Below are 24,641 nucleotides of genomic sequence, written 5' to 3'. Positions count from 1 at the left end.
ACTTCCCTCCCCTCCCCGGGGGGGGGGCTGGCGTGTGTTGTCTCGCCCGCCCGCGGCCCCAACCGCTCCGGGGTTCGCCGGGCCGGGCGGGCCCCCCCCCCCCCGCCCCCCCGCGACTCGCGGGACCGCAGCGCCAACTCCCCAGCGACCAGTCCGATGGACTGCGGTCTACAGGAGGGGAGCTGGTTCTCGTCCGACTGCTCGGGAACGTCCTCGGTGCGGGCCTGGACGCGGGCGTCGTCGTGAGCGTCGTCGGTGCGGTCACCCATAACCGGGTTATGGCCCAGTGACACCAGAGCGGGCCTCAACCACCAAGAAGGGGTTGTCGGGTTCGTGGGGCTCGTACCGCTCGAAGTCGGGGCGGTCGATGAGCTCAGCGACTGAGAAGGGGTGCCGGTGGTCGGTGAGGAGCCGGTGGACGAACTCGGCGGTGGAACCCTCGAACCGCGCCCAGCTGTCGCCGTCCTCGTTGCGGGCGATAACCGGCCACCGGTTCGGGTCTGCATCCTCCGTCAGCCAGTAGAACTGGTCGGCCTGGACGGAGCCGGCCCACTGCAGGAGCCCGCCCGGGGCGGGGTGGAGCTGGTGGGGACGGTAGAGGTCGGCGATACCGGGGTCGGCGGCGGCGAGTTCGGCAAGGTGGAGGGCGTGCTCGACGAGGCACAGGAACTGCGGGAACGGGTCGTCGCGGCCGGGCAGGGGGCCGGGCAGGGAGAGGTCGAGGAAGCCTGCGAACATGCCAGGGCCGAAGTGCTCCGCCAGGTGCCGGTAGTCGGCGGGCAGGGCGGTGCCGAGCCTGGCCTCGGCCGACGACCAGTCGACGGTCCACTGCCGCGACTGCGGCCGGCCCGTCGCGGCGGCGAGCCGCCGAACCCAGCGGTCACCCGGCACGTCGGCCTCTTCCTCCCCGTCCTCGGCGAGCAGGCAGGCCGTCGCCGGGTCGGCCCGGCGGGCCGTCACCGCGACCAGGTGCGGCGCGCCGCCGTCGTTGTCCCGGACGATCCCGCAGCCGATCCAGCGCTCGCCCACCGCCCACCCGCACAGCTCGACCAGACGCCCGGCGAACGGGGCTACCAGTGGCAGCCCGCTGTCGTCGTCGATGGTCGGGTCGACGAAACCGCCGGTCGCGAGGTTACGCGACGACCCCCAGCGCGGGCGCAGCGCCTCAACGAGGCGGCGGTGGGCGGTGGTGAGGTCGCCGTCGGCGGGCAGGCGGGCGATGTCCGGGGCCGGGCGGGTCAGCAGGGCGTCGATGCGGTGCAGGTGGTCGGTGGTGTCTCCCATGGCGTCAGTCAACCGCGGGCCGCTGACAGTGGGTCCGGTAGTTCTCGTCGTCGGCCCAGGCGCTGTCCTTCGGGGGCGTGGACGAGCGGCGTCATGCGGCCGTCTCCTCGCAGGTCGACTGGGCGAGTCCTTGGGCGCGGAGCGCTGCGGACCAGACCCGCCCGAAGTAGTCCTGCGGCCGGCGAAGGTCGAGAGCCTCGGATGGCCTACCTGGTCGACCACTTCCTGAAGCCCGCGACCTATTCGGTATTTTACCAGAATGGCGATGGAAATTCATATCCATTGGGGATGTGGAAAATTGGTGCCTCGTTCGCTATGTTGGCGCCCATGACTGCGATTGCTGAATTAATTGTCGAATCCGGCGAATTGCGCCTGTGGACCGAACGGGTCGGCAACTCGAACGATCCGGCGGTCCTCCTGGTGATGGGGACCGCCGCACCCGGCATCGGATGGCCGGACGAGCTGGTGGATGTGCTGGCCGCCAGCGGTCGCCAGGTCATCCGCTACGACCACCGGGACACCGGCCGGTCCACCTGCCTGGACTTCGCCACCCACCCCTACACGCTGGCGGACATGGCCGCCGATGCGACGGCCGTGCTCGACGGCCACGGAGTAGCCGCCGCGCACATCGTCGGGGCGTCCCTGGGCGGTGCGATCGGCCAATGGCTGGCCGTGCACCGCCCTGAACGCGTACTGACTCTGACCGCGATGATGACCGGCCCGATGGGCCACAGCGCGGGCCCGGCCTGGGCGCGCGCCATGGCCGGTCGGGCACCCGACCCCAGCGACTTGCCGCCACCCACGGCACGCTTCCTGACGCACCTCGCACAACGCGCCGCTCTCCCGCAGGGGACTCGCGACGAGTACGTCACAGCGGACCTGGAGACGTGGCGCGTGCTCAACGGCGACATCCTTCCCTTCGACAAGCCTGCCGCTCGCCGCTTCGTGGAAGCCTCCTTCGACCGGACCGGTAACCACAGTGCGGCCCTCAACCACGATCTGGCTGGACGTCACATGACCGAAGACCGCCTTGCTCCGCTGTCCTCGATCAGGGCCCCGACACTGGTCATGCACGGCACGGAAGATCCCCTGCGCCCGCTACCGCATGGCCGTGCCCTCGCCGATGAAATCCCTCACTCCCGATTCCAGCCGATTCCCGGCATGGGGCACGCGCTGTTCTCCCCCGGACTTCCCCGGCAGATCGGCGAAATCATTCGCGAGCACACCGCGTAGAGAGCGGAACATCGACGTGGCGCTGGACCTCGCGGGCCTCGGCCAGGTGCCCGACGACCTGACCGGTGCCCAGGTCAACCGCATCGCCAACAGCCTCGCACGGGCCGGCGACGTCGTGGCCACCACCGTCGCCGAGTTCTTCCCCCGCGACGTGGTCCACGTCCAGCAGGTACTGCACCGCTTCCCCTCATCAGCGGCTGCCCCCCGGCCGAGCCACCCGCGCCCACCGCCCCGGGGCGACACCTCCGTCCGTAAGCACCCCGTCCCCCAGCGGCACCAACGGCTCGGCCGAGGTTCGGGAGGTGGGTGGAGCTACCGTCCTCGGGGATGTCGGGCAGGCGGCCGTTGCGTGCGTGCCAGGCGAAGGACACGGGGCGGGGGCGGTCAGTCGGCGATGGCTCGCCAGGCGGGGCCGTGCCCGTCGGAGTGGACTCGGCCGAACACCACGTCCGCGAAATGGACGCCGAAGCCGGTCGTGTCCGGTCGGGCCAACTCGGCGACCAGGCGCCGGCGTTCCTGTGCGGCCTGGTCGGGGTCGGCGGCGGCCGACGGGCTCGAACCCGGCGTCCCGGCAGGCAGCCGTGACCAGGTCGACCAGCGGCGGGTTGTTCCGGCGGGCCTGCAGGGCGACCACGAGTTCCTCCCGCCACACCGGGATCAGCCGCACGCCTTGCTGCGCCGCCACCTCCCCGCGCACGAAGGCCGCGTCCCACTCCCGGTAGGCGACCCGCCGCAGGCGCTCCTCCGGCGCCGCCGAGGCCAACTCCACCCGGGTGCCGGGCGTGTTTCGCTCCAGCGCCTCCAGCACCCGTTTCAACCGCACGACCATTCCCCGGCTCGTCCCGACGCGCAGCACGGTCTCCCGCGCGGCGACGAAGCCGCCGACCAGGTCCAGGCCCGCTGTCCGGCCGCCAACTCCTCACGGGCGCCGGGCAGGAGCGCCGCCCCCGCGGCACTCAGCCGCACGCGGCGCCCCGCGCGGTCGAACAGCTCGACGCCCAGCTCACCTTCCAGCCGGCCGATCTGCTGGCCGACGGCCGACTGCACGATCATCAACCGCTCGGCCGCGCGACCGAAGTGCAACTCCTCCGCCACCGCGACGAAGTACCGCAACTGACGAAATTCCATGCTCCATCCTTCGGCCGGGCCAGCTGCCCCGGCTCGGGTAGCGACGTCTCCCGCAGCCGGGCCGGCGGCCGACCGCAGTCCGGGCCGACCGTGGCGCCCCGGCAACCCGCTGCTCCTCCAGGGGGCCTCTCCAGTACTCGCCGGGAGCAGGGCGCCCGCTCACCTCACCCCGTCGCGGGGGCCTATCCCTGGGCGGTGGGGCGAACGACGATGTCGCCGACGTCGACACCGTCCGGTTGCTCGATGGCGAAGGCGATGGCGCGGGCCACCGCGGCCGGCGGGAGGGCGATCTCCATCAGCTTGTCGATCTGGGCCTTCGCCGCCGGGTCCATGTGCTCCGCGAAGTCGGTGCGGACGGCGCCGGGTGAGACGACGGTCACGCGCAGGTCGGGGCCGGCCTCCTGGCGCAGGCCCTCGGAGACGGTGCGCACGGCGTTCTTGGTGGCGGCGTACACCGACTGGAGCGGGACGATGCGCAGTCCGGCGGTGGACACGGTGTTGACGAAGTGTCCGAATCCCTGCTCCCGGAAGAGGGGGAGGGCCGCCGCGATTCCGTACAGGACGCCTTTGAGGTTGACGTCGATCATCTGCTCCCAGTCCTCGACGCGCAGGTCGTCGAGGGGGGAGATCAGGCCGATCCCGGCGTTGCTGACGAGGACGTCGAGCTTGCCGTATCGGTCGCATGCCAGCTTGACGAGGTTGGGGAGGTCCTCGCGCCGCGTCACGTCCGTGCGGATCCAGGCGGCCTCGCCACCGGCCTGTTCGATGCGGGCGGCCAGGGCCGCGAGACGCTCCGGACGGCGTGCCCCGAGGACGACCTTCGCGCCTCGCTCGGCCAGCAGAAGCGCGGTCGCCTCGCCGATGCCGCTGCTGGCGCCTGTGATCGCCACGACCTTGCCTTCGATTCCCGGCATGCTCGCCTGTCCTTCCAGAGTGCGGATTGCGGATTGCGGTGTGTGGAGTGTGGAGTGCGGAGCAGAGGGGGCGTCCGGGCAGGTCGGACCATGCCCTAGAGTGAAAGTGGAGGCTCCGCCACTTCGCCCAGGTTAAGTGGCGGAGCCTCCACTTAGCAACGGAGAAGGGAACGAGCCGCCGATGACCCGAGAGGCAGGGCGCCCGCTGAGGGCCGACGCGCAGCGCAACCGGGACAAGATCCTGGCCGCCGCGGTGCGCGTGTTCAGCGAGGAGGGGCTCGACGCCCACTTCGAGCGCATCGCCAGGGAAGCGGGCGTGGGAACGGGCACGCTCTACCGCAACTTCCCGACCCGAGAGGCGCTGATCGAGGCGGCGTACCGCAACGAAGTGGCCCGGCTGTGCGAGGCCGCCGCCGGCCTCCTGGCGACGATGCCGCCCGCCGAGGCCCTGCGGGTGTGGACTCGCCGCTTCATCGACTACGCCACCGCCAAATACGGCATGGCCGACGCCCTGCGAGCCGTCGTCGCCTCGGGCAGCAACCCCTACGCCGACAGTCACGAGATGATTCAGGGCGCCCTCAACTCCCTGATGGAGGCCGGTGCCGCCGCCGGAACGATCCGCTCCGACATCCGTCCGACCGACATGTTCGCCGCCCTCGCCGGAATCGCCCTCACCTCGGCCAAACCCGAGCAGCGCGAGCAGGCCGAACGCCTCCTCGACCTCACCCTGGACGGGCTGAAATCCGCGCCGCCCCAGCTGCCCGGTAACTGACGACAGAACCCGGACGTCACCAGGCCGCCGGTTCGCCGCTCGCGCCGACGAGCGACGGACGCCGCCCCGGACAGCGGCTCCACCGAGATCCGCTCGATGGGGGAGTGGTTCGACCCGGACAACGCCCCCGCTCGCCTTCAGCGGCGAGGCGCCCGAACGCTCGCAGGACTGCGTAGACAGCGCATCAACGCACCGTGGACCCCGGCGTCCCAGGCGGCGGCGGGCGTGTCCAGGCCCGCGCCGACGCCACGGGCCCTCCGGGCTCGCACACGGCCTTCGGCGTCAACGCAAGCGTTGATCAAGTATCAATTCCTGCTTCGTAAAGTCTCGACTTCCCTGTGCCGTCAACGGAAGGAAAGACACGGAACACACGTCAATGCGAGGCAGTCACCCCCCGAGCGGGATTCCACGATGTCGACCGACCATCTGGCGTCGAGTCGCCGCGACACTCGTCCTCACCCTGACCGTGGGCCTGTTGCAGGCCCTCGCGGTCACGCAGGGGGCGCCCGCCGTCGCCGCCATGGCTTCTTATAAGGCGCACGTTCAATATGAAGAACGAGAACCGCTGGGACGGCAGTTGGACGGGCGGGGGCGGGAATCTGGAGGCCGACCTCCTGAACACCACTGACGCACCCCAGGTCATGGCGCTCCAGGAGTTGGGCAGCACCGTTCCCTGCCCCGCCAACCCCCAACAGTTCGTCACCCTGGGCCGTGACCTGCAGGGCGTCAACACCGACGTCAAGACGCAATGGACGGTGACCAAGTGTGAGAAGCCGTTCACCGAGGCGACGAACTACGACCTGATCTTCCTCGCCACTCGGAACGGGAACGCCACCCGGAACCTCGGTTTCGTGGTCGACCGCGGCCTGCCGATCCCGTTCGACGTCAACAACGTTCATGTCATCGGCCAGGCCTTCAACGATCAGGACAAGGAGGTCCCGGGTAACCCCAAGCCCATGCTCGGCATCAGGCTTCCCGACGGCACGTGGTTCTACAGCGTGCACGGGGCGAACACCTCCAACGACCGTAACGACACCGGCAATCGCATCGCCGCGGCCAGGGAGGACGCGAGCCCCAACAGTTGGACCGTGCTCGGCGACTTCAACAGGACCGCGACGTCGTGGACGCCCGCCGACCTGGGCGGGGCACACGTCGTGCATTCCGACGGGGAGACGTACCCGGCCCCGCGCCCTGACCCCGATGACGGCAAGGGAAAGAACCTGGACTACGCGATCAGCAGTTCCCTGCCCCCGGACGAGTACCAGGCCTATCGTCTGAACACCCCCTACTCCGATCACCACGCGGTGTTGTTCGAGCGCGACTGCGCCCCTGCGCAGCCTGTTGCCCGTTCCGCCGCCGCACGCGGCAAGGCCTGCAGCAGGAAGCAACCGGCCATCGTGTCGCTGGGGGACAGCTACATCTCCGGCGAGGGCGGGCGCTGGGCGGGCAACGCGAACACGAAGGAGGAGGGGGACGTCTGGGGGACCGACCGGCGGTCGCGGTGCCAGACGGGGCAGGACTGCGTGTACGACGCGACGTCCTACGACTTCAACGGCAACCGGTGCGATCGCTCGGACGTGGCGCCGATCAAGGGGACGGAGTACGCGGACGTGCCGCCGGAGCGACGCTTCAACCTCGCCTGCTCCGGGGCGACGACCAAGAACATCCTCTCCGACGGGTTCAAGGGGCAGAAGCCACAGGTCGAGCAACTGGCCGACCTTGCCGCCGTTTACGACATCCGCCTGGTCGTGGTGTCCATTGGCGGCAACGACCTGGACTTCAGCGGCATCGTTGCGAACTGCGGGGTGGCCTACTTCGTCGCCGACGCCACCCTGAAACAGCCCTGCTCCCGGGCCAAGGAGGGCGAGTTCGCGGGCAAGCTCAACACCGTACGGGCCGAGATCGTCAAGACGCTGACCGCGGTCCGAGCCACGATGCTCCGGGCCCGACAGTCGAACTACGAGCTGGTGCTCCAGTCCTACCCGAACGTGCTTCCCGGCAAGGACACACTGCGTTACGGCGAGGGCCAGACCTCGGAAGGCGGGACGGGCGACCGGAGCCGCTATGTGACGGGCGGGTGCCCGTTCCTCAAGGTCGACGCGGACTGGGCCCACACCTCCGTCGTGCCCCGGATCAGCGAGATGCTGCGCCAGGCGGCCGGGACGGCCGGGGCACGCTTCCTGGACGTGCAGAACGCCTTCGCCGGACACGAGCTGTGCGCCAACACCGCGCAGCAGGCGACGAGCGCGAACAGCAACGGCGCCCCACTGCCGACGGACAAGGCCGAGTGGGTGCGCTGGGTCCCCTACCTTCCGGGCTGGGAGAAGTGGGCGACGGCGAAGCAGGGCGACGTCCAGGAGGCCATCCATCCCAACGCGTTCGGGCAGCAGGCACTGTCGCGCTGCCTGACCGAGTTCGGCAAGGCGGCGTCCGGCTCCGATCGGTACATCTTCAACTGTGCCGGTTCGAACGACGGTATGAAGGTCACTCCGGACACCTCTGCGGTGCGTGAGGGCATCGTCCGACTGCGCAACGCCCGGACGGGGGAGGTGCTGGACGCCGAGACCGACAAGTTCGACGACTATCTCGTCACCCGCCCGGACAGCGGGAAGGCCAGCCAGCGGTGGCTGCTCCACAACGTGGGTTCGCAGATCTCGTTGCAGTCGGTGCAGCACGTCGGGCGCTACCTGGACCACTACAACAACTGGACCAACATCGGCCCCAAGGAGACCGGCTGGTACGTGTCGAAGGCGGCCGACGGCCGGGTCGCGCTGTCCATCGGCGAGAACAGCAGGTGTCTCACGCAGGACCCGGGGAACCGCTCCAGGGACCTCAACTGGGTCAGCAACGACTTCTGCGCCAAGGGTGTCCAGGAGACCCAGTACTGGAACATCGAGTACCCCGGCGACGTGGTCATCACCCCCCGCGACCCGGACTCCGGCACGGATCCGCGTGAGGGCCAGCAGGTGGAGCTGCGCTCGGCCACCGGCATGGCCGTGGACCTCAGCGGCAGCAGCACCGCCGCCGGTACGAGCGTCCAGGCGTACGAGCCCAACGGCTCCGGCGCCCAGCGGTGGGTGATGCGCTCGCTCGGCGGCGGGAACTGGCGCATCGCCGCGTCGGCGAAGCCCGACATGGTCGTCGACCACGATCCGGGGCCGCACACCACCCACCTCATCCAGGCCCAGGAGGGCAACGCCAACCAGGTGTGGCAGCCGAAGGGCACCGGCACCGGCTGGTACACCCTGGTCAGCGGTGCCGACGGCGGCTGTCTGACCGCCGGCGCCGGGGGCGCCGCGCTCGCGGTGACGGCCTGTGACGCGAACAACCAGGCCCAGCGGTGGAAGTTCCGGGAGACCGGGACGGGCACGCAGGTGGGCACGATCCGCGGGTTGGGCGGCAAGTGCGTCGAGCCGCGCGGCGGCAGCCGGGACGACCGGACCCCGATCCGGCTCGCGGACTGCGCCGGCTCCGACGGCCAGGCGTGGACGGTCGCGGCCGACGGCACGCTGCAGGCCCTGGCCAAGTGCCTGGACGTCGACGCCGGGCGCGCCGACAACGGGACGGCCGTCCAGCTGTACGCGTGCAACGGCTCCGCCGCCCAGAAGTGGATCTACTCGGCGCGCCAGGAGCTGCGGAACCCGAACTCGGGCAAGTGCCTGGACGTCCCCGGCTCGGACACCGGCCGGCCGCTGCAGATCTACGACTGCAACCGGTCCGACGCCCAGAAGTGGCAGCTGTCCGCCCGCCCGGTGGGCCAGCCCGACGGCGGTGACGCGGGCGACCCGTTCGACGCCTCCCCGGACGGGCGCGGCACCAAGCCGGCCGCCTCGGGGGACTGCCGTCCCGAGGGCATGACGCCCACCCCGGGCGTGGCGGCGCGGTACTGCGACGTGTACGACGGCGCGGGCCGGGAGTGGGTCGGCAACGACCGGACCCGGCGCGTGGTGGGCTACTTCACCGGGTGGCGCGCGGGCGTGAACGGCGACCCGAAGTACCTGGCGTCGAACATCCCCTGGTCGAAGGTGACGCACGTCAACTACGCGTTCGCCGACGTCAAGGACAACCGGATCAGCATCGGCGACCCGAACGACCCGGCCAACCCGGCGACCGGCCTGAGCTGGCCGGGCGAGAAGAACGCCATGGATCCGTCCCTCCCGTACAAGGGGCACTTCAACCTGCTGAACACGTACAAGAAGCAGCACCCGGCGGTGAAGACGCTGATCTCGGTCGGCGGCTGGGCGGGCACCCGGAACTTCTACGCGATGACCACCAACGCCGACGGCTCGGTGAACCAGCCGGGCATCGACGCGTTCGCCGACTCCGTCAGCGCCTTCCTGGACCAGTACGGGTTCAACGGCGTCGACATCGACTACGAGTACCCGACGGCGCTGCCCAACACCGGCAACCCGCTGGACTGGGACGTCTCCAACCCGCGCCGCAAGGGCCTCCAGCAGGGCTACAACGCGCTGATGAAGACGCTGCGGACCAAGCTGGACCGGTCGGGCGCGGACAAGGGCCGCTACTACCTGCTGACCTCGGCCGGCTCCTCCTCCGGCTACCTCGTGCGCGGGCTGGACGCCGGGCAGGCGCTGCAGTACCAGGACTACGTCAACGTCATGACCTACGACCTGCACGGCTCCTGGAACAAGTTCGTCGGCCCGCAGGCCCCGCTCTACGACGACGGGAAGGACAACGAACTGGCCGACGCCGGGATCTACAACGACCAGGCGCCCAACACGAAGGACTTCCAGAAGGAGGGCTACTTCAACACCGACTGGGCCTACCACTACTACCGCGGTGCCCTGCCGGCGGGCCGGATCAACCTCGGCATCCCGTACTACTCCCGCGGCTGGCGCGACGTCCAGGGCGGCACCGACGGGCTCTGGGGCACGGCCGCGATGGCGGACCAGGCGCAGTGCCCGCTGGGCACCGGCGGCCGCGGGCCCGCCAACGCGCAGTCCTGCGGGCGGGGCGCGGTCGGCATCGACAACCTCTGGCACGACCTGGAGAACGACCGGGAGGTCGGCGCCGGGTCGAACCCGCTGTGGCACACCAAGAACCTCCAGGACGGCCGCACCCCCGGCTACCTGAGGTCCTACGGCGTCGACACCGGCCTGCCGACCGGGCAGCTGACGGGCACCTACGCGCCGAAGTACTCGGACGCGCTCCAGTCGCCCTGGCTGTGGAACGACGCCAAGAAGGTGTTCCTCTCCACCGAGAACGAGAAGTCGATCGACGCCAAGGCCCGCTACATCGTCGACAAGGGCATCGGCGGCGCGATGATCTGGGAGCTCGCCGGCGACTACGCCCAGCGCCAGGGCGGGGAATGGGGCATGGGCTACGACCTGACCACCCGCCTCGACAACGCCTTCAAGGGCGCCGGCGCCGCCGGCAGCACCAAGGCGGGCGGCCGGCCGCAGCCGGCCGAGGTGATCGACGTGAAGGCCGAACTGGTGGACTTCCCCACCGGGGAGAACGACTTCTACCCCGTCCAGCCGAAGCTGCGGATCACCAACAACTCCGGCGTCACCCTCGCCCAGGGCACCGAGATCGCCCTCGACCTGCCCACCTCGATGCCGCCGATCGTCAAGGACAACGACTACAAGGAGATGAAGGGCCTCACTCCCGGCCACACCGGCCCCAACATCGGCGGTCTGAAGGGGGACTTCCACCGGCTCACCCTCACCCTCGGCTACTGCGAGGACCTGGCGCCGGGCAAGTCCCGGGACATCGACCTGAAGTACTACCTGCCGGTCACCGGGCCGTCCAACGTGACGTTCAGGATCGGCGGACGGGAGTACGGCTCGACCGGGGACCAGCGCCGCGACGTGCGGACCGTGGCCCCGCCAGCCCCCGCAGCCGGCAGCTCCTGCCAGGCCCCTGACTGGAAGCAGGGCCAGGTCTACCGGCCCGACGGCGGCCGGCTGTGGCGGATGTACGACAAGGGCGACAAGGGCTGGATGTTCGAGTACGGCGACAGCCAGACCGGGAAGCCCATGATGATCGACAACAACCCCGACCAGTCCCGCGCGCACCTCGTGGAGCTGAACGACCAGAACCCCAACCAGTACTGGCGGATCCAGGACGCGGGCGGCGGCCTGTACACCGTCTCCGGCGGCGGCAGGTGCCTGACCGCCACCGCCTCCCGGCAGGACATCGCCTCGCTCGCGTGCAACGGACGCAACGAGCAGAAGTGGCGGCTCGTCCCGATCGCCGACAACGGCAGTGAGGGGGCCCCCGGCGGGCCGAAGCACAACGGCCTGTTCAAGCTCCGCTCCGCGAACGGCAGCGACATCGAGGTCGCCGGCGGAGCCACCGTCCGGGAGACCCACCTCCTCACCGGCGACCCGGCCGCCTCGACGGCCGCGTTCGTGAAGTACCAGGGCTACTACTGGTACGCCCAGTGGTACACCACCGCCACCCCCGGCACGGCGGAGGCCAACGGCGGCCGGCCGTGGAAGAAGCTGAGCCCGACGCCGTAGCCCCGTCTCCCGGGACACAGCCGGCCGGGAGCCGGCCGGGCACCGCGCTTCTGCCGGTGCCTGGCCGGCTGTCGGGCGGTGCCTGGGTGTGGTGGCGAAACGGGACCGCCCGGTCGCCGGCTCGGGTGAGGCGGCGACCGGGCGGTCGGGGTGTGTCTGGGTGTGTCGGGGCGGGCGGTGGGCCGTGCCTCGGGGTCAGGCAGTGGCCGGTTCGGGCTGCTCCGCCTGGCGGTCGGAGGGCTGTGCGGTGGTGGCGGGGGTGTTCTCCCGGGGTGCGGGGAGTGCGGCCATGATCGCGGCGGAGATCACGATGGTCGCTGCCCAGGCGAGCCCGTACCTGCCGACGGGGGTGTCGGAGAGCGGGCCGGCGAACCAGTCGCACTTGGTGAAGGCGAGCCCCAGCAGCAGTGCGAGCACCCAGGACACCATGGCCTGCCAGCAGAAGCCGCCGGTGTACCAGTAGCGGCTGTTCCTGCTGGTGTCCATGAGCCCGGCGGCGTCGTAGCGCACCGCGCGTGAGCGGCGCCGGAACATGTCCACCGCGTAGACGCCGATCCAGGCCGAGAAGGAGACGGCGAGCAGGATGAGGAAGGTGATGAAGGAGCCCAGGAAGCTCTTGGCGACCAGCATCAGCAGCAGGCCGCCGACCAGCGAGATCACGGCGTTGATGCTGACGGCCGTGGCGCGCGGCAGCTTGACGCCCATGGTCTGCGCGGTGAAGCCGGCCGAGTACATGGAGAGGCTGTTGATCAGCAGCATGCCCACGATCGCGGTCAGCAGGTAGGGCACGGCGAGCCAGGTCGGCAGCAGGTCGCCGAGGAAGGAGACCGGGTCGGCGGCCTGGGCGAGGCCGGGTGAGGCCACCGCCATCACGGCGCCCATGAGCACCATGGGCACCATCACCAGGCCGGCGCCGGAGACCGTCACGCCGACGATCTTCCTGCCGGAGGCGGCGTGCGGGAGGTAGCGGGCGAAGTCCGGGCCGGTGGGGACCCAGCTGATGCCGCCGGCGGCGATGGTCCCGATGCCGGCGATCATCATCGCGGTGGTGCCCGCGGGCTTGGCGAAGACCTCGCTCCAGTGCATGGTGGCGACCAGGTAGCCCAGGACCAGCACGCTGAAGACGCCGAAGAGGTACGTCGACCAGGTGTTGCAGACGTTCAGCGCCTTGCGGCCCATGCCGGAGACCAGGAAGGTGCAGGCGACGAAGGCGAAGAGCGTGATGACGATCAGCGCGGTGTTGGCCTTGACGCCGAAGAGCAGGTCGAGGACGGTCAGCACGGCGTAGGCGCCGGTGACGGCGTTGATCGTCTCCCAGCCGAACCGGGCGATCCAGAGCACCGCGCCGGGGAAGAGGTTGCCGCGCACCCCGAAGGTGGCCCGCGAGAGGGTCGCGCCCGGCGCCCCGCCCCACTTGCCGGAGACCGACAGCACGCCGACCAGGCCGAACGAGACGAGCGCGGCGCACGCCGCGACGATCAGGACCTGCCAGAAGTTCAACTGGTTGAACACCACCAGGGCGGCGCCCATGGTGAGCAGCAGGACGCTGATGTTCGCGGCGACCCAGGTCGGGAAGAGCTCGCGGACTCTGCCCCCGCGCTCGTGGTCGGGGACGGGTTCGATGCCGCGGGTTTCTATCGCGCCGCCGGTGTCGGCGTTCGACGGGTTGTCCATGAGGATGGCTCCGTGCGTGTGAAGCGGAGATAAATCGAACAAATGGGGCATTTGTGGAACTCTTCGCGCGTAGCGCGGGAGTTGAGTCATCCTACTTTGTCCGCTTCGGTTCCCGGGCCTGGCCGGTACCGGAGGGGAGGACGCCACCCCCGCCCGCGGCCTCTCCGCAAACGCCGCGAACGCTGCAAACGCCGCGAACGGCGGACCCGGCCCACGGCCAGGTCCGACGCGCTCGCGGCGTTCGCCGAGGAGGAGATCAGGGCCGGGATGCGCCGCCGGCCCGGGAGCGCGCAGGCCCGACCGGGCGCCGCCTGGTCCAGGCGCTCAGCGCGCACCCGGGAGGTCTCACCTGGGTCTCACCTGGTGAACAGCGAGCTGCCGCTGACGACGCGGGTGGTGCCGTCGGCGAGGGTGACGGTGACCGTGTCGGGGACGGCACGGTGTGACATCGTCCCGGGCCACCAGGCGGTCCAGCGGCCGTCCGCCACGGTGACCTGGAAGGTGCGTCCGGCGACCTGCATGGTGATCGCCTTCACGCCGGCCCCCACGGAGCCCTGCGCGTAGTTGAACATGGCGTCCCCGTCGCCGTGGGAGCCGCCCGTGTCGTAGGTGACCGCATCGGCCGCCACGTTCTTCACCGGGTCGATCGCCTCCCACAGGCCGCTGGTCTCCGAGGCGACGTAGCAGAGCATGGCCTTGCCGCCGCGGTTGACGACCATGGAGGCGACCTTGCCCCGCAGGTCCGCATTGGTGATCTTGACGGGTGCCCCGGCGCCAGGGCCGTCGGCCATCCGGTCCAGGCACCACTTCTCGGCGGTGGCGCCCGGGCCCGTCGAAGCGGCCAGCGGTGTCGGGACACCGGTCCAGCTGGCCAGCTCCGCGGAGCTCAGCGGCCCGCTGGCGCCGCCCCGCGAGGACTGCGTCACGGCCACGGCCACGGCCGTACCCACGACGAGCGCACCGGCGAGGGTGACGGCCAGCCGCCGCCGAAAGCGCGGCCTGGCGGGGGCCGGGGCGGGGGTGGAGGTTGGGGCGGGGGTGTCGAGGTCGATCTGGCGCATCAGGCGCTCCCGGTGTAGGGCGTGGCGTCCTGCGGGGAGGTCGCGCTCGGCCGGCACGGGCACCTGCCCGAGCAGTTCCGCGCGCTCGACCGGCTCCGGCCGCTGTCCGGCGTTCACTGGTGTACCTCCTTCGTGGACGGGGCCGCACTCGCGGACCCACCCTGGATCTGGTTCCGGCCACGGCCGGGTTCCACTTTTTTCCGCTGCGCCCGGCGCTGGGCCGTCTCGGCGAGGCGGTGCAGCCGGGCCCGGGCCCGGGACAGGCGTGAGCGTACGGTGCCCACCGGTACGCCCAGGGCCTCGGCGGCCTCCTGGTAGTCCAGGCCCGCCCACACGCACAGGGCCAGCACCTCACGGTCCGGGCGGCGCAGCCGCGCCAGCGACTGGTGCAGGACCGCGATCCGCGCCGCGTCGTCGATCCGCCCGGCCACCTCCTGCGCGAAGTCGGGAACGTCCTCGCGGGCCGGCGGGAGCTGCGCCAGTACCTGCCAGTGCCGCCGGGCGGCCCGGCGCTGGTTGCTGACCAGCTTCGTGGCGATGCCCAGCAGCCAGGGCCGCAGCGACCCGCCCTCCGCCTCGACCCGGTCGTGCCGGCGCCAGGCTTCCAGGAACGTCAACGACATCACGTCCTCCGCCGTCGACCAGTCCCCGGTGAGCCGGAACACGTGGTTGTACACCGCGCGCGCATACGTGTCGAAGAGCCGGCCGAACGCGTCCCGGTCACCGGCCCGCACCCTCGCGCGCACATCTCGATCTGAAGAGTCCACGCCCCCTATCTGGTGCCCCGCCCGCGCGGGTTCCTATGACCTGCGTCACCCGCGGAACGCGCCTGGCCGCTCTACCGGCCCGCCCGGCCGTCGTCGGAGCGATCGCCTGCACGGCGATCCCGCGCATCCGGACGAAGGCCTCGGGCGGATCGTCGTGGTCCCCGAACTCGCGGGCAAGGCCGCGCCCGCGCACTTCGCCCCGCATGCCGGCCGCCTCGGCCTCCAGCCCGCCGGCTGGTCCCGGGCGAGTGGCGGGCAGTCCGTGCTCAGGCGGTTGCGTCGAGGGCCGGGGGCTGCCAGTTGTACGTCCGGGCGGAGCGGTTGAGCAGGGTGCGGGCCGGGAGGAGGCCGGCGAGGGTGAGGGCGGCATCGCGCAGGCGGGTGGCGGCGGGGGTGCGGAGGGCGACGAGGTCGCCGGTACGGCGGGAGCCGGTGACGATGGCGGTGGTGCGCGGGAGGCGTGCGGCGGTGTAGATGGGGAGCGTGGTGGCCGGGTCCGCGCCGGGGGTCAGGGCGGAGGCGAGGACGACGGCGTCCTCGATGGCCTGGCAGGCGCCCTGGCCCTGGAAGGGGCACATGGCGTGGGCGGCGTCGCCGAGGAGGGCAACCCGGCCCTGGTGGTAGGTGGGCAGGGGGTCGGCGAGGTCCCAGACGTCGTGGCGCAGGACGCGCTCGGGTTCCGCGAGCGCGAGGAGTTGGGGCACGGGCGCGCACCAGGTGCCGAACCTGCGCAGGAGTTCGGCCTTCTCGTCGCCGTCGGCGGCGCGGGCGCCGGCCGGGGCGAGGGCGGCGCCGTACACGTAGACCCGGCCGTCGGCGAGCGGGACGACGCCGGCGAGCTGTCCGCGTCCCCAGACCTCGCCCACGGCATCCGGCCGGCGGGTGGGGGACACGACGGTGCGCCAGGTGGTGAAGCCGCTGTAGCGGGGGCCGGGGTGCCGGGGGAAGAGCAGCGCGCGGGTGGCGGAGCGGAGGCCGTCGGCGGCGACCACCAGGGCGGCGGGCCGTTCCCCGTCGGGGGTCCGGACGACGGCTGGTCCGGTGGCGCTTCCTGGGGTGCCTCCGGTGGCGCTTCCGGTGGTGCCTCCGGGGGTGACGAGGGCGGCGGGCGAGTTGGTGCGGACGGTGCCGTCCGGAAGGGCGTCGACCAGGGCGGCGATGACGTCGGCGCGGGCGACGGCGGCGATCGTGTCGCCGAAGCAGGCCTCGAAGGTGGCGGTGTCGGTACGGGCGAGCCAGCGGCCGGAGGGGTGGCGCAGGCCGACGGCGGGATGAGGGGTGGCGAGGGCTCGCAGGCGTTCGCCGATGCCGAGCCGGTCGAGGGCGCGCAGGGCGTTGGGGGCGAGGGCGAGTCCGGCGCCGACGGGTTCGAGCGAGGCGGCGCGCTCGTGGACGGTCACGGGGATGCCCTGGCGGTGGAGGGCGAGGGCGGCGGAGAGTCCGCCGATGCCGCCGCCGATGACGATCGCCTGGTACGCGCCCATGAGTGAACCCCTCTCCCGACACTACGGCTGTAGTGACCACTTCCCGCACCGTACTACACCTGTAGTTGGGGTGGGATAGTGTTGGCGTGAAGGGGGTTCGGGCCCGCCCCGGGTCGGGACCCCCTGAAGAGAGAGGCCAGGACCGGATCCATGACACCGCCGCGCCCGACGCTGATCGCCGACGCCGCCATCGCCCTGATCGCCGAGCGCGGCCTGCGCGGGCTGACCCACCGCGCCGTGGACGAGGAGGCCGGACTGCCCGCCGGCTCGACCTCGAACCTCGCCCGGACCAGGGCCGCCCTGCTCGACCTCGCCCTCACCCGCATCGTCGAACGCGAGACCGGAGGCCACCCGGTCATGGCCGGCGGGCCCCAGCCGGACTGCTGCCCGCGCCACCTGCTCACCCAGGGAGTGGCCGAGCTGCTGTACGGCGCGCTCACCACCGGGCGCAGGCTCACTCTGGCCCGCCTCGAACTCGCCCTGGAAGCCACCCGCCGGCCCGAACTGCGCGCCGGCTACGACCGGCTGGGCGCGCGCTTCACCGACACCGCTGCCGCCCTGCTGGCGCGGAGCGGCTCGGCCGACCCGGCGGCCGACGCCCGACGGCTGATCCGCTGGTGCGACGGGCTGCTGTTCAACGCCACAGCGGGAAGCGGACACTGGCACGTGCCGACACCGGAGGACCTGTGCGGCGAGGTGGCACACTACCTCGCCGCACTGCTCGACCGGGACTGACCGGTCGGGACTGGCCGGTCGGGACTGACCGGCCGCCGCGGACGCAGGCCCTCGACGCGGCGGGCTTCGGCTACCACCGCTGCTTCAGTTGGGTGTTCGCTGTTTCCGCCAGCGGGCCTGGTGGAAGATCGGTTCGACGGCGACCACGCAGAACGCGTGCATGGGCTGGTCCGTGCCCCTGAGGTCGAAGAAGCCCACCATGTCGCCGAGGAAGCTCTCGCCGTGCTGATGGACGTGGGGGTCTTGGGCGACGCGGTCGCCGGCGGCGGTGAGCCAGTCGCCGATCCAGAACAGCAGCTCGGCACGGGCGGTGATGACGATCGTCGCGGCGTACTCGGCGAAGCGGGCGGGGTGGCGATCGGCTCGGCGACGGACGTCGTCGGGACGGTCGGGAGATCGTGCCGCTGGGGCGGTCACCCTCAACGGCACCGAGGCGCGGCGCATCCTGTGCCGCAGATCCGGCCAGTCGGACGGCCGCAGTCCCATGTCCTCACGGGCCAGGAGCATGGGCATCGGATGGGTGTCGCCGCCGGCGGAGGCCATCGGATGGGCGCCCGGTGGGACCGGAATGTAGATCGCGCTGTGCGGGCTCGCCGCGGCGACGCGGAACAGAGCGCCGAGCCGAAGGAGATCGGCGCGGCTTGCGCCCAGATACCCGACTCGGTAGTCGGGCGGGCGGACGAAAGTGTTGCGGAGCATGGGACCGGTGCTCAGGATCCGGCTGAGCCCGGATTCGGGATCGGCAACAGGGTGGCTCGTCACCCGCAACCGCATCCGACCGTCGCCAACCCCCATGTGCCAAGTACAACACGCGCGCCAGTGGCCTCAAGCTCCTTTTTTGCGAAGCCCGGGGAGCCCCTCGCGGTGCGGAGCACAACCATGGTCCCGACGGACCTCGACAAACCCGTCGGCCGCCTCTCCGTCGGCCGTGAACTGCGGCTGGAACCGGACCGGAGCGCACACCCGGCACCGGTACGAGGACGAGACGTCGTTACCGGAACCTGACGGTACCGATGGAAGAGCGAAACGCGCCCCAGACCAGGACCTGACGTTCTGTTCCTACAGTGCCGGATATCCGTGACGCGCGGGGCGGACCGCGGCCGCCCCCCGCGTACGGACCGCACCCGAGCGCGGACCGCACCCGAAGCGAACCGCACCCGACACGAACCGCACCCGACCGAGATGGGCAACGATGTCAGCCACACGCCGAGAACTCCCCCGCGGCCTCTCCGCCGCAGCCGCCCTCCTGCTGAGCGCGACCACGGCAGCGGCGGTGCTGCTGCCCACCGCGGCCTTCGCCGCGGAACCGGACTCCGTCACTTCGCACGCCGGCGCCACGACCGCCCAGGAGCGCAGCCGGATCGACGCCTACTGGACCGCCGCGCGGATGAAGCTGGCGGGCGCCATGGTTCCCGAGATCACCCCCGTGCCCGAGGACGACACCACGCCCGACGATCCGCGTCCGCTCCCGCCGAACACGCCGGACCCCGGCGCCGTCTGGACCCACGGCGGCGCGGTGGACCGGAGCGTCGGCCGGCTCTTCTTCACCTTCTCCGACGGCTACGACGGCAGTTGCACCGCGACCGTCGTCAACAGTGCGAACCGCAGCACCGTCGTCACCGCGGCGCACTGCCTGCGGGGCGTCGGGGCTCCCGCCACCGACGACACCTGGCAGCACAACCTCTACTTCGTGCCCGGCTACCGCAACGGGACGAAGCCGCTCGGCGGATTCAGCATCAAGTCGATGGCCACGTCGTCCCGTTGGGACGCCGATCCGGGCAGCACGACCTCGAACGACGTCGCCGTCGCCGGCTACGACACCGGGGTCCTCGTGGCGAACCCGTCAGCCGAGGGGCGCCGGATCGCGGACGTCACCGGAAGCCAGCGGATCGCGTTCACCGAGCCCGCGGCGGGCGAGTTCATCCACACCTTCGGCTACCCGAAGGACCGGCTCAACGACCCCAGTGCCAAGTACGCCGGTTCACGCATGATCCACTGCGCCGGACCGGACCGGCCGGCCCCCAAGGCGCCCCTGCTGTGGGGCGAGTCCTGCGACATGGCCCACGGGGCGAGCGGCGGCCCGCACTTCGCCCGCTTCGACACCCGGACCGGCGCCGGCACCGTCGTCGGCGTCACCACCACCACGGATGACCTCGCGGGCGGGCAGCCCGGCACGCTGTACGCCACCCGCCTCGGTGACAGCGCCCACCGCCTCTACAGCTGGGCCCAGGCGCGCTAGGCCTGACCGGCACAAACACCGGCCGGAGCCACCAGGCCCCAACGGAAAACGCCGGTACCAGGGGCGCGAGCCGACTGGCTCCCGCACCCCCGGTACCGGCGTTCGAGGCCTCCGCCCGGGGCGGCCGTCCGAAGCCGCTGCGCCGTCCGTCAGGCCGGGACCACCCGGTAACTCCGCATCGCCCACGGCAGGTTGGCTTGGGCCAGCGAGCCGGTGGCCCACGGGTACGCGCCGGCGCAGCCCGTGTCCGGGTACAGCGCCACGGACACGGAGCCGGAGACGACCTGGACGGAGCGGGCGGGCGCCGACAGGGCGTGGCAGGTGCCGAAGTCGCCCAGGCCGACCGTGGTCACCGCCCCGCTCCCGCCGGTGCCCGTGTACAGGTGGGCGCCGGGCTGCGGCGGCGGCCAGCCGGCGGCGTGCGCCGATCCGGCGCCGAGGCCGAATCGACTCCAGCGAACGCCTCGGGCGTCGCAGGCGGGCCATCGAACGAACGACGTCATGGCTGACCGGCTACCGCCGGCTCAACCATCGCTACGAACGCGACCCCCGCACCTACCTGGCCTTCCTCGGCCTCGCCGCCACCCTCTGCTGCTACAAACGCCTGACCCGCCCCACCACATAGGACACGGTCTTACTGACTTCGGCGCTTCGGGGTGATTGGCCTGTTCATGTAGCTGACTGATGGTCATCTGCGCGCTATGCCGTAGGTATGCGATATGCGGATGGGGGCGGGCTGACGGCGAAAGGTCGCCAGCGTCGCGAGGAGGTGCGGCTGGAGGCCGCCGGGTTGTTCGCCGATGGGCTGGGGCCAAGGTTGCCCGCAGGTTGCGGGTGAGCTCGAAGTCGGCCTGCCTGTGGCTCTGCGGCCCATTCGTGAACCGACCTGATGACCTCAGCCACTGCCCTCCTCTTGATCGGAAGTTGCGGTAGTTCTCGCCAGAAGCCCGGCGGGGTAGGCCCCGAACTGTGATTTCGGGGTAAGCACCACCCCCTTGGCTCAGGGCAATGACACCATCCGCGTCCGGGCCGGCCTGGACTCGCAGCTGTTCGACCTGACACTTCTTGTCAGCAATGTGCCGCAGGCTCTCCTGCAGGCCGGCGAGTTCGCCGAGCCACTGCATCCGTCGGGTCTCCCCGAGGCAGCGGGTGTTGATCTCGATCTCGAGCAGCCTGGGCTCTTGGACGAGGTCGAGACGGAGCATGGGGCACCTGACACGGGCTCATCCGAACTATGGCCTGTTGTGAAAGTGCTGGTCACAGCCATTCGTTGATGGCTGTGGCCAGCACGGTCGCTTCGTAGCGGACGGCAGGTTTGTCGTATCTCGTAGCGGCGGTCCGTGGCGCTTGAGTTGGCGGCTCCTTCTGGAGGCCCCCTTTTCGCCGCCCCGGCGGCCTGCTGATGGGTCCGGTACGGAGGCCGCCCTGTCTTCTTACCCGCCGGCAGCAACTCCTCCAGTCGGACCCACTGTTCGTCCGTCAGGCCTCCGCACCCCGCGCCAAGATCATCACAGACCGCGATCAGGAGTTTCCTCCGCTGGAAACACCGGGCTCCCGTCCTCACCCGTGAACGGCGGGCGGGACGGCAGGTGTCCCAGCGCTTGCCAGACGGCGTGGGCGGCAGCGAACTTCACGTCACCCGGACCGGTATCAGCAGGAGCGATGACAATCCCGGTGATCTCCACCAGCCAGCCGCGGATGCCGGCGGGCAGTTCCCTCAGCGCGTACCGGACGCCTTCTCGCGCTTCCGCCTCGGCGCCCGGGTCCCCCGCGTCATCGACGACTGCCGAGCCATTTCGGCCGAACACCGCCGCACGGACCACAACGCCAGCACTCGCCACCGGGACCAGGCGCACGCTGACCTCGGCGAAACGCGCCCAGCGGTTCGTCTGGCGCCGCAGTCGATAGATCCCATCCATGGCGTGAGTCTCCCGCACTACCAAGGCACCAACCGCCACTTCCGCAACACACGCACACCTAACCCAGCTGGCGGCCTGGCGGGGCGGATCGCAGTTGAGCCGCTGAAAGTAGTGGCTGGAAATCCTGGCGCCCGGGAGCGGCGCCTTGGCCGACCTCGGCTTCGTCGGTCTGGACGACGACCCGGACGACCCGGTGATCGTCACCGGTCGCAGGGCGACCCGGGGACATCCGCTGACCGAGGCCCAGAAGGAGGCGAACCGGCTGGTCAGCCGCGAACGCGCGGCCAACGAGCACGGCTTCGCGGACCTGAAGAACTGGAGGATCCTCAGCAAGGTCCGCATGAACGCCAAGCACGCCACCGCCCTCCTACGGGCCCTGCTCGTGCTGACGAACGCCGAAATCTCCCACTGACGGGCGATCACCTGCCAGCGATCACGCCCCCGACCGGCCGAGCCGAACGGTGGGTCTACGGAGACCTTGACCGGAACTTCGCAGGGCGGGTGGTCTCCCCGCCGCTGGCCAACGTCTATCTCTCCGTCCTGGACCAGCACTTCGCCCGGATCGGGGAAGAGAAGATGTGCCGCACCGCGCGTTGCGTCAGGGGTGAAACCGCCAGCGCCCTTCGGAGACGACGTCCACTTTGCCGTCGCTGACGCGAATAGCCGTGTCGTCGTCGATGAAGTAGATCGGGAAGTCCGCCCGCTCGACGATGCGATCAGCCCAGACGTCGTCCCGCCCCGGGAAGTCCGGCGAGTTCAGGTGCGGCTTCAGGTACCAGTCGAAGAGACCGAACGGCGGCTCCACCGTCGTCGCGCCGAGCACGTGCAGGTCCGCAGTATCCCCGATGACGTCGGCGGAATGTTCGGTGAGATTCCGGCTGAAGATCATCGATCCGGCGCTCACCCCCACATAGACCCGGTTCTCCAGCACCTCCAAGAAGCCGTCGGCCAGGCCGTTGCCGGTGATACTGCGCGCGAGATGGTAGTGACTGCCGCCCTCGACATAGATGACGTCGGCGTGAAGCAGCCGGTCAAGCACCATCTGCCGAGGCAGGCCGTTCAGCTCCAGGATGTCGAACTCCTGCCAGCCGAGACCATGCAGTCGACTCATGTCCGCGACGAACCACCCGTGGTCTCCGGGTTCGGCAACGGATGCCGTGGGAACGTACACGATGTTCGCCGACTCGAACGGCTTTCCCAGCAGGTCTCGCAGCGCATCCCGCAATGTCTCGTTGCGCAGGCCGCTCGACGTCAACAGAAGCTTCACCAGGCGAGCCAATCATGGCTGCCAGGCCCGCGCAATGCGCTGGGAGGCCACCACCTCCGTGGTCCGTGCTGAGGCGGGCGACCAGCATGGCCGACCGGGTCAACCGCGAACCCGCAGCCAACGAGCACGGCTTCGCCGGCCTGAAGAACTGACGGATCCTCACCAAGGTCTGCATGAACAGACCCGGCACGCCACCATGCTTCTGCAGGCTCTGCTCGCGTCGACGAACGCCGAAATCTCCCGCTGACGGACGATCATCTGCTACCGATCACGCCGTAGACCGGCCCGAGTGCCCCACCCCCGACCCACGCCAGCCCCGTGACCTGCAAGTTCAGGATGAACAATCCTCAATGAAGGCCCGGTGATGGGGGATCACATCTGTACTGACCGCATAGGTACGTCGGGTTGGGGTCTCGGGCTGCGCGAACGCTCAGGGGGTGTTCGCGGTCGCCCAGGCGCGGAACAGCGTGATGGCCTCGGTGAGGTTGCCGGGGCCGCAGCTGGCGTGAAAGATCTTCTCGGAGGTCCACACCCACACCCAGTCGTGTGTACTGCGGTTGATGTCCTGTCGGGGATATTCGCATTCCTCCAGGTCTGTCTCCTCCAAGTCAATGGTGACGGTCCAACCCGGGTTGTCGAGCGTGGCGATCTTCACGCCCCACTCGTGCTCCCAGTCCTCGTTGCACTGGTCGGTGTACCAGTCCTGCAGCCAGTCAAGGACATGCTTCGAATCACTCATGGGAGGAGATGTTAATGCTGTGATCGCATGGATTTGTCCGGATGCGCAGCCAGCTCAGTGCGGTTGTCGGCCGGTCGCACGCTGCCAGGGCGGCGCGCATCCTCGCGTACTGGTCCTCGGGTCCGGCGGGCTGGCTGTCGAAACCTGGTCGGGACGGCTTGATCACACAATCGCGGACTCCATGAAACTCGGGGCAGCTCACGGCAGCGCCTGACGCTCCAGCTCCGCCGTCACCTCCTCGACGGCCCGCCTGGCCCGGCGTCCTTGCGAGCGCCGGTTGGTCAGCCGGCCGTCGCACATCACGCTGTCGGCTCCCCATGCCAGGTCGATGCCGTCGGCGCAGGCCGTGGAACGGCACAGCTGCCGCTGGGGCGGGCCCTTGCGGATCAGCCAGCCGTACGCGCTGGTGACCAGGACGGGGCCGAGAGGCAAGCCGCGGCCGCCGAACTCGCGGACGACGACGGAACGTAGAGCCGTGGCCGCAGAGCTGGCTGCGCTGGAGGCGCCGGTCCGCGCCGGTCCGCGCCGGGGGAGGAGGGGAGGAGCGAGAGGACCGGGGGAGGGGCCGGTGGTGGTGCCACTTCACCTCCTGGCTCCGCGGCCTGCTGGCCGGGAGGCGATCAGCCTCCGCCGACAATCAGTCGCCGGAGGCACGGCGGCGGATCGACTTGGCTGAGACCGTCGTTCGGAGGCCGCCGGATCTCGGCGGTATCCCGTTCCTGCGGGTAGCGGGCGAGCAGTCGGTGGGTCTGCGGAATATGCCAGGGTGCCGACGAACGACTCCCGGCCGCATGGGCCGGCCACCCGGCCGCGTCCGGGCTATGGCGTGGAGTCATGAGGCAGCCGGAGCGTTCCAGCTGGGAACACGGGGAACGCCTGCCACTACCAACGCCGTTCGGCCGGTCGGCCGTTCAGGTCCGGCTCCGATTGCAGTGGCTCG

The 24,641-nt window shown here is 70.7% G+C and carries 22 protein-coding genes and 1 pseudogene; 8 read left to right on the top strand and 15 right to left on the bottom strand.

The features are described 5' to 3' along the window. Positions 1-276: 276 nt before the first annotated feature. Positions 277-1,284 (bottom strand): hypothetical protein, encoded by a 1,008-nt coding sequence (locus ACFWPT_RS01505; protein ID WP_380377113.1) that lies wholly within the window; start codon positions 1,282-1,284, stop codon positions 277-279. A 201-nt stretch (positions 1,285-1,485) separates the two neighbouring features. Between ACFWPT_RS01505 and ACFWPT_RS01500 the strand changes: the two genes are divergently transcribed. Beyond that, entirely contained in the window at positions 1,486-2,517 is a 1,032-nt protein-coding gene (locus tag ACFWPT_RS01500; protein WP_380478643.1) for an alpha/beta fold hydrolase, read from the top strand. On the opposite strand, the gene ACFWPT_RS01495 is transcribed toward ACFWPT_RS01500, so the two are convergent. The 4 genes from ACFWPT_RS01495 to ACFWPT_RS01480 all read right to left on the bottom strand — a co-directional run bounded on the left by ACFWPT_RS01495 (position 2,495) and on the right by ACFWPT_RS01480 (position 4,559). Then, positions 2,495-2,695 (bottom strand): hypothetical protein, encoded by a 201-nt coding sequence (locus tag ACFWPT_RS01495; RefSeq protein ID WP_363368028.1) that lies wholly within the window; start codon positions 2,693-2,695, stop codon positions 2,495-2,497. The genes ACFWPT_RS01500 and ACFWPT_RS01495 overlap by 23 nt on opposite strands. Positions 2,696-2,707: 12 nt before the next feature. Continuing rightward, on the bottom strand, positions 2,708-3,346 hold the full coding sequence (locus ACFWPT_RS01490) for a LysR substrate-binding domain-containing protein (protein ID WP_380478821.1): 639 nt from the start codon (positions 3,344-3,346) through the stop codon (positions 2,708-2,710). After that, a complete protein-coding gene (locus ACFWPT_RS01485; protein WP_380478640.1) occupies positions 3,331-3,645 on the bottom strand; it encodes a LysR family transcriptional regulator in 315 nt (104 codons plus the stop codon). The genes ACFWPT_RS01490 and ACFWPT_RS01485 overlap by 16 nt, the downstream gene beginning before the upstream one ends. Before the next feature lie 182 nt (positions 3,646-3,827). Then, positions 3,828-4,559, bottom strand: a complete 732-nt coding sequence (locus ACFWPT_RS01480; protein WP_380478638.1) for an SDR family oxidoreductase — start codon at positions 4,557-4,559, stop codon at positions 3,828-3,830. A gap of 181 nt (positions 4,560-4,740) precedes the next feature. Here ACFWPT_RS01480 and ACFWPT_RS01475 point away from each other — a divergent pair, with 181 nt between their 5' ends. Both ACFWPT_RS01475 and ACFWPT_RS01470 read left to right on the top strand, forming a co-directional pair. Next, the gene (locus tag ACFWPT_RS01475) at positions 4,741-5,331 is read left to right on the top strand and encodes a TetR/AcrR family transcriptional regulator (RefSeq protein ID WP_380478636.1); all 591 of its coding nucleotides are present in this window, start codon (positions 4,741-4,743) and stop codon (positions 5,329-5,331) included. Positions 5,332-5,879: 548 nt separating this feature from the next. Continuing rightward, positions 5,880-11,816 (top strand): glycosyl hydrolase family 18 protein, encoded by a 5,937-nt coding sequence (locus tag ACFWPT_RS01470; protein WP_380478634.1) that lies wholly within the window; start codon positions 5,880-5,882, stop codon positions 11,814-11,816. Positions 11,817-12,011: 195 nt separating this feature from the next. Here the strand turns inward: ACFWPT_RS01470 and ACFWPT_RS01465 are convergent, their stop codons facing one another. The 4 genes from ACFWPT_RS01465 to ACFWPT_RS01450 all read right to left on the bottom strand — a co-directional run bounded on the left by ACFWPT_RS01465 (position 12,012) and on the right by ACFWPT_RS01450 (position 16,802). Then, positions 12,012-13,490 carry a purine-cytosine permease family protein gene (locus tag ACFWPT_RS01465; RefSeq protein ID WP_380478632.1) on the bottom strand — a complete coding sequence of 493 codons (1,479 nt, stop codon included), beginning with the start codon at positions 13,488-13,490 and terminating at the stop codon, positions 12,012-12,014. A 356-nt stretch (positions 13,491-13,846) separates the two neighbouring features. Then, the gene (locus ACFWPT_RS01460) at positions 13,847-14,668 is read right to left on the bottom strand and encodes a hypothetical protein (RefSeq protein WP_380478630.1); all 822 of its coding nucleotides are present in this window, start codon (positions 14,666-14,668) and stop codon (positions 13,847-13,849) included. Continuing rightward, a complete protein-coding gene (locus ACFWPT_RS01455; protein ID WP_363367948.1) occupies positions 14,665-15,297 on the bottom strand; it encodes an RNA polymerase sigma factor in 633 nt (210 codons plus the stop codon). The genes ACFWPT_RS01460 and ACFWPT_RS01455 overlap by 4 nt, the downstream gene beginning before the upstream one ends. Positions 15,298-15,584: 287 nt before the next feature. Then, positions 15,585-16,802 (bottom strand): FAD-dependent monooxygenase, encoded by a 1,218-nt coding sequence (locus tag ACFWPT_RS01450; RefSeq protein WP_380478628.1) that lies wholly within the window; start codon positions 16,800-16,802, stop codon positions 15,585-15,587. Positions 16,803-16,952: 150 nt separating this feature from the next. Between ACFWPT_RS01450 and ACFWPT_RS01445 the strand changes: the two genes are divergently transcribed. After that, complete coding sequence (locus tag ACFWPT_RS01445; protein WP_380478626.1) at positions 16,953-17,537, top strand: TetR/AcrR family transcriptional regulator; 585 nt, start codon at positions 16,953-16,955, stop codon at positions 17,535-17,537. 84 nt (positions 17,538-17,621) lie between these two features. Here ACFWPT_RS01445 and ACFWPT_RS01440 read toward each other — a convergent pair whose 3' ends face one another. Further along, positions 17,622-18,332, bottom strand: a complete 711-nt coding sequence (locus tag ACFWPT_RS01440; RefSeq protein WP_380478624.1) for a hypothetical protein — start codon at positions 18,330-18,332, stop codon at positions 17,622-17,624. A gap of 397 nt (positions 18,333-18,729) precedes the next feature. Here ACFWPT_RS01440 and ACFWPT_RS01435 point away from each other — a divergent pair, with 397 nt between their 5' ends. Then, positions 18,730-19,776 carry a trypsin-like serine peptidase gene (locus ACFWPT_RS01435; protein ID WP_380478622.1) on the top strand — a complete coding sequence of 349 codons (1,047 nt, stop codon included), beginning with the start codon at positions 18,730-18,732 and terminating at the stop codon, positions 19,774-19,776. 149 nt (positions 19,777-19,925) lie between these two features. Here ACFWPT_RS01435 and ACFWPT_RS01430 read toward each other — a convergent pair whose 3' ends face one another. Continuing rightward, positions 19,926-20,279, bottom strand: coding sequence for a hypothetical protein (locus tag ACFWPT_RS01430; protein ID WP_380377761.1), 354 nt, complete (start codon positions 20,277-20,279; stop codon positions 19,926-19,928). Between ACFWPT_RS01430 and ACFWPT_RS01425 the strand changes: the two are divergent. Both ACFWPT_RS01425 and ACFWPT_RS01420 read left to right on the top strand, forming a co-directional pair. Further along, positions 20,204-20,401 (top strand): annotated as a pseudogene (locus tag ACFWPT_RS01425) (IS5/IS1182 family transposase); the annotation flags it as partial. The gene ACFWPT_RS01430 and the pseudogene ACFWPT_RS01425 sit on opposite strands and share 76 nt — an antisense overlap. Before the next feature lie 370 nt (positions 20,402-20,771). Beyond that, positions 20,772-21,050, top strand: a complete 279-nt coding sequence (locus tag ACFWPT_RS01420) for a hypothetical protein (protein WP_380377764.1) — start codon at positions 20,772-20,774, stop codon at positions 21,048-21,050. 234 nt (positions 21,051-21,284) lie between these two features. On the opposite strand, the gene ACFWPT_RS01415 is transcribed toward ACFWPT_RS01420, so the two are convergent. Continuing rightward, on the bottom strand, positions 21,285-21,695 hold the full coding sequence (locus tag ACFWPT_RS01415; RefSeq protein WP_380377765.1) for a hypothetical protein: 411 nt from the start codon (positions 21,693-21,695) through the stop codon (positions 21,285-21,287). A gap of 115 nt (positions 21,696-21,810) precedes the next feature. Between ACFWPT_RS01415 and ACFWPT_RS01410 the strand changes: the two genes are divergently transcribed. Next, positions 21,811-22,107 (top strand): transposase family protein, encoded by a 297-nt coding sequence (locus ACFWPT_RS01410; protein ID WP_380478819.1) that lies wholly within the window; start codon positions 21,811-21,813, stop codon positions 22,105-22,107. A 186-nt stretch (positions 22,108-22,293) separates the two neighbouring features. Here ACFWPT_RS01410 and ACFWPT_RS01405 read toward each other — a convergent pair whose 3' ends face one another. The 3 genes from ACFWPT_RS01405 to ACFWPT_RS01395 all read right to left on the bottom strand — a co-directional run bounded on the left by ACFWPT_RS01405 (position 22,294) and on the right by ACFWPT_RS01395 (position 24,133). Beyond that, the gene (locus ACFWPT_RS01405; protein ID WP_380478620.1) at positions 22,294-22,962 is read right to left on the bottom strand and encodes a Type 1 glutamine amidotransferase-like domain-containing protein; all 669 of its coding nucleotides are present in this window, start codon (positions 22,960-22,962) and stop codon (positions 22,294-22,296) included. Between the two features lie 430 nt (positions 22,963-23,392). Continuing rightward, positions 23,393-23,701: an immunity 53 family protein gene (locus ACFWPT_RS01400; RefSeq protein ID WP_380377770.1), complete on the bottom strand. Its 309-nt coding sequence runs from the start codon at positions 23,699-23,701 to the stop codon at positions 23,393-23,395. Between the two features lie 198 nt (positions 23,702-23,899). Beyond that, entirely contained in the window at positions 23,900-24,133 is a 234-nt protein-coding gene (locus ACFWPT_RS01395; protein ID WP_380478618.1) for a hypothetical protein, read from the bottom strand. Positions 24,134-24,641: the final 508 nt, after the last annotated feature.

It is taken from the genome of Kitasatospora sp. NPDC058478 (assembly GCF_042720345.1).
Taxonomy (GTDB): Bacteria; Actinomycetota; Actinomycetes; order Streptomycetales; family Streptomycetaceae; genus Kitasatospora.
The sequence above is the reverse complement of the archived record's forward strand: the minus strand, read 5'-3'. Positions and strand labels throughout refer to the sequence as shown.

What these genes read in the sequence shown, in the direction of transcription:
- ACFWPT_RS01505 (WP_380377113.1), bottom strand. Translation starts at nt 1,284, where the DNA reads ATGGGAGACACCACCGACCACCTGCACCGCATCGACGCCCTGCTGACC.
- ACFWPT_RS01500 (WP_380478643.1), top strand. Translation starts at nt 1,486, where the DNA reads ATGGCCTACCTGGTCGACCACTTCCTGAAGCCCGCGACCTATTCGGTA.
- ACFWPT_RS01490 (WP_380478821.1), bottom strand. Translation starts at nt 3,346, where the DNA reads ATGGTCGTGCGGTTGAAACGGGTGCTGGAGGCGCTGGAGCGAAACACG.
- ACFWPT_RS01485 (WP_380478640.1), bottom strand. Translation starts at nt 3,645, where the DNA reads ATGGAATTTCGTCAGTTGCGGTACTTCGTCGCGGTGGCGGAGGAGTTG.
- ACFWPT_RS01480 (WP_380478638.1), bottom strand. Translation starts at nt 4,559, where the DNA reads ATGCCGGGAATCGAAGGCAAGGTCGTGGCGATCACAGGCGCCAGCAGC.
- ACFWPT_RS01475 (WP_380478636.1), top strand. Translation starts at nt 4,741, where the DNA reads ATGACCCGAGAGGCAGGGCGCCCGCTGAGGGCCGACGCGCAGCGCAAC.
- ACFWPT_RS01470 (WP_380478634.1), top strand. Translation starts at nt 5,880, where the DNA reads ATGAAGAACGAGAACCGCTGGGACGGCAGTTGGACGGGCGGGGGCGGG.
- ACFWPT_RS01465 (WP_380478632.1), bottom strand. Translation starts at nt 13,490, where the DNA reads ATGGACAACCCGTCGAACGCCGACACCGGCGGCGCGATAGAAACCCGC.
- ACFWPT_RS01450 (WP_380478628.1), bottom strand. Translation starts at nt 16,802, where the DNA reads ATGGGCGCGTACCAGGCGATCGTCATCGGCGGCGGCATCGGCGGACTC.
- ACFWPT_RS01445 (WP_380478626.1), top strand. Translation starts at nt 16,953, where the DNA reads ATGACACCGCCGCGCCCGACGCTGATCGCCGACGCCGCCATCGCCCTG.
- ACFWPT_RS01440 (WP_380478624.1), bottom strand. Translation starts at nt 18,332, where the DNA reads ATGGGGGTTGGCGACGGTCGGATGCGGTTGCGGGTGACGAGCCACCCT.
- ACFWPT_RS01435 (WP_380478622.1), top strand. Translation starts at nt 18,730, where the DNA reads ATGTCAGCCACACGCCGAGAACTCCCCCGCGGCCTCTCCGCCGCAGCC.
- ACFWPT_RS01430 (WP_380377761.1), bottom strand. Translation starts at nt 20,279, where the DNA reads ATGACGTCGTTCGTTCGATGGCCCGCCTGCGACGCCCGAGGCGTTCGC.
- ACFWPT_RS01415 (WP_380377765.1), bottom strand. Translation starts at nt 21,695, where the DNA reads ATGGATGGGATCTATCGACTGCGGCGCCAGACGAACCGCTGGGCGCGT.
- ACFWPT_RS01400 (WP_380377770.1), bottom strand. Translation starts at nt 23,701, where the DNA reads ATGAGTGATTCGAAGCATGTCCTTGACTGGCTGCAGGACTGGTACACC.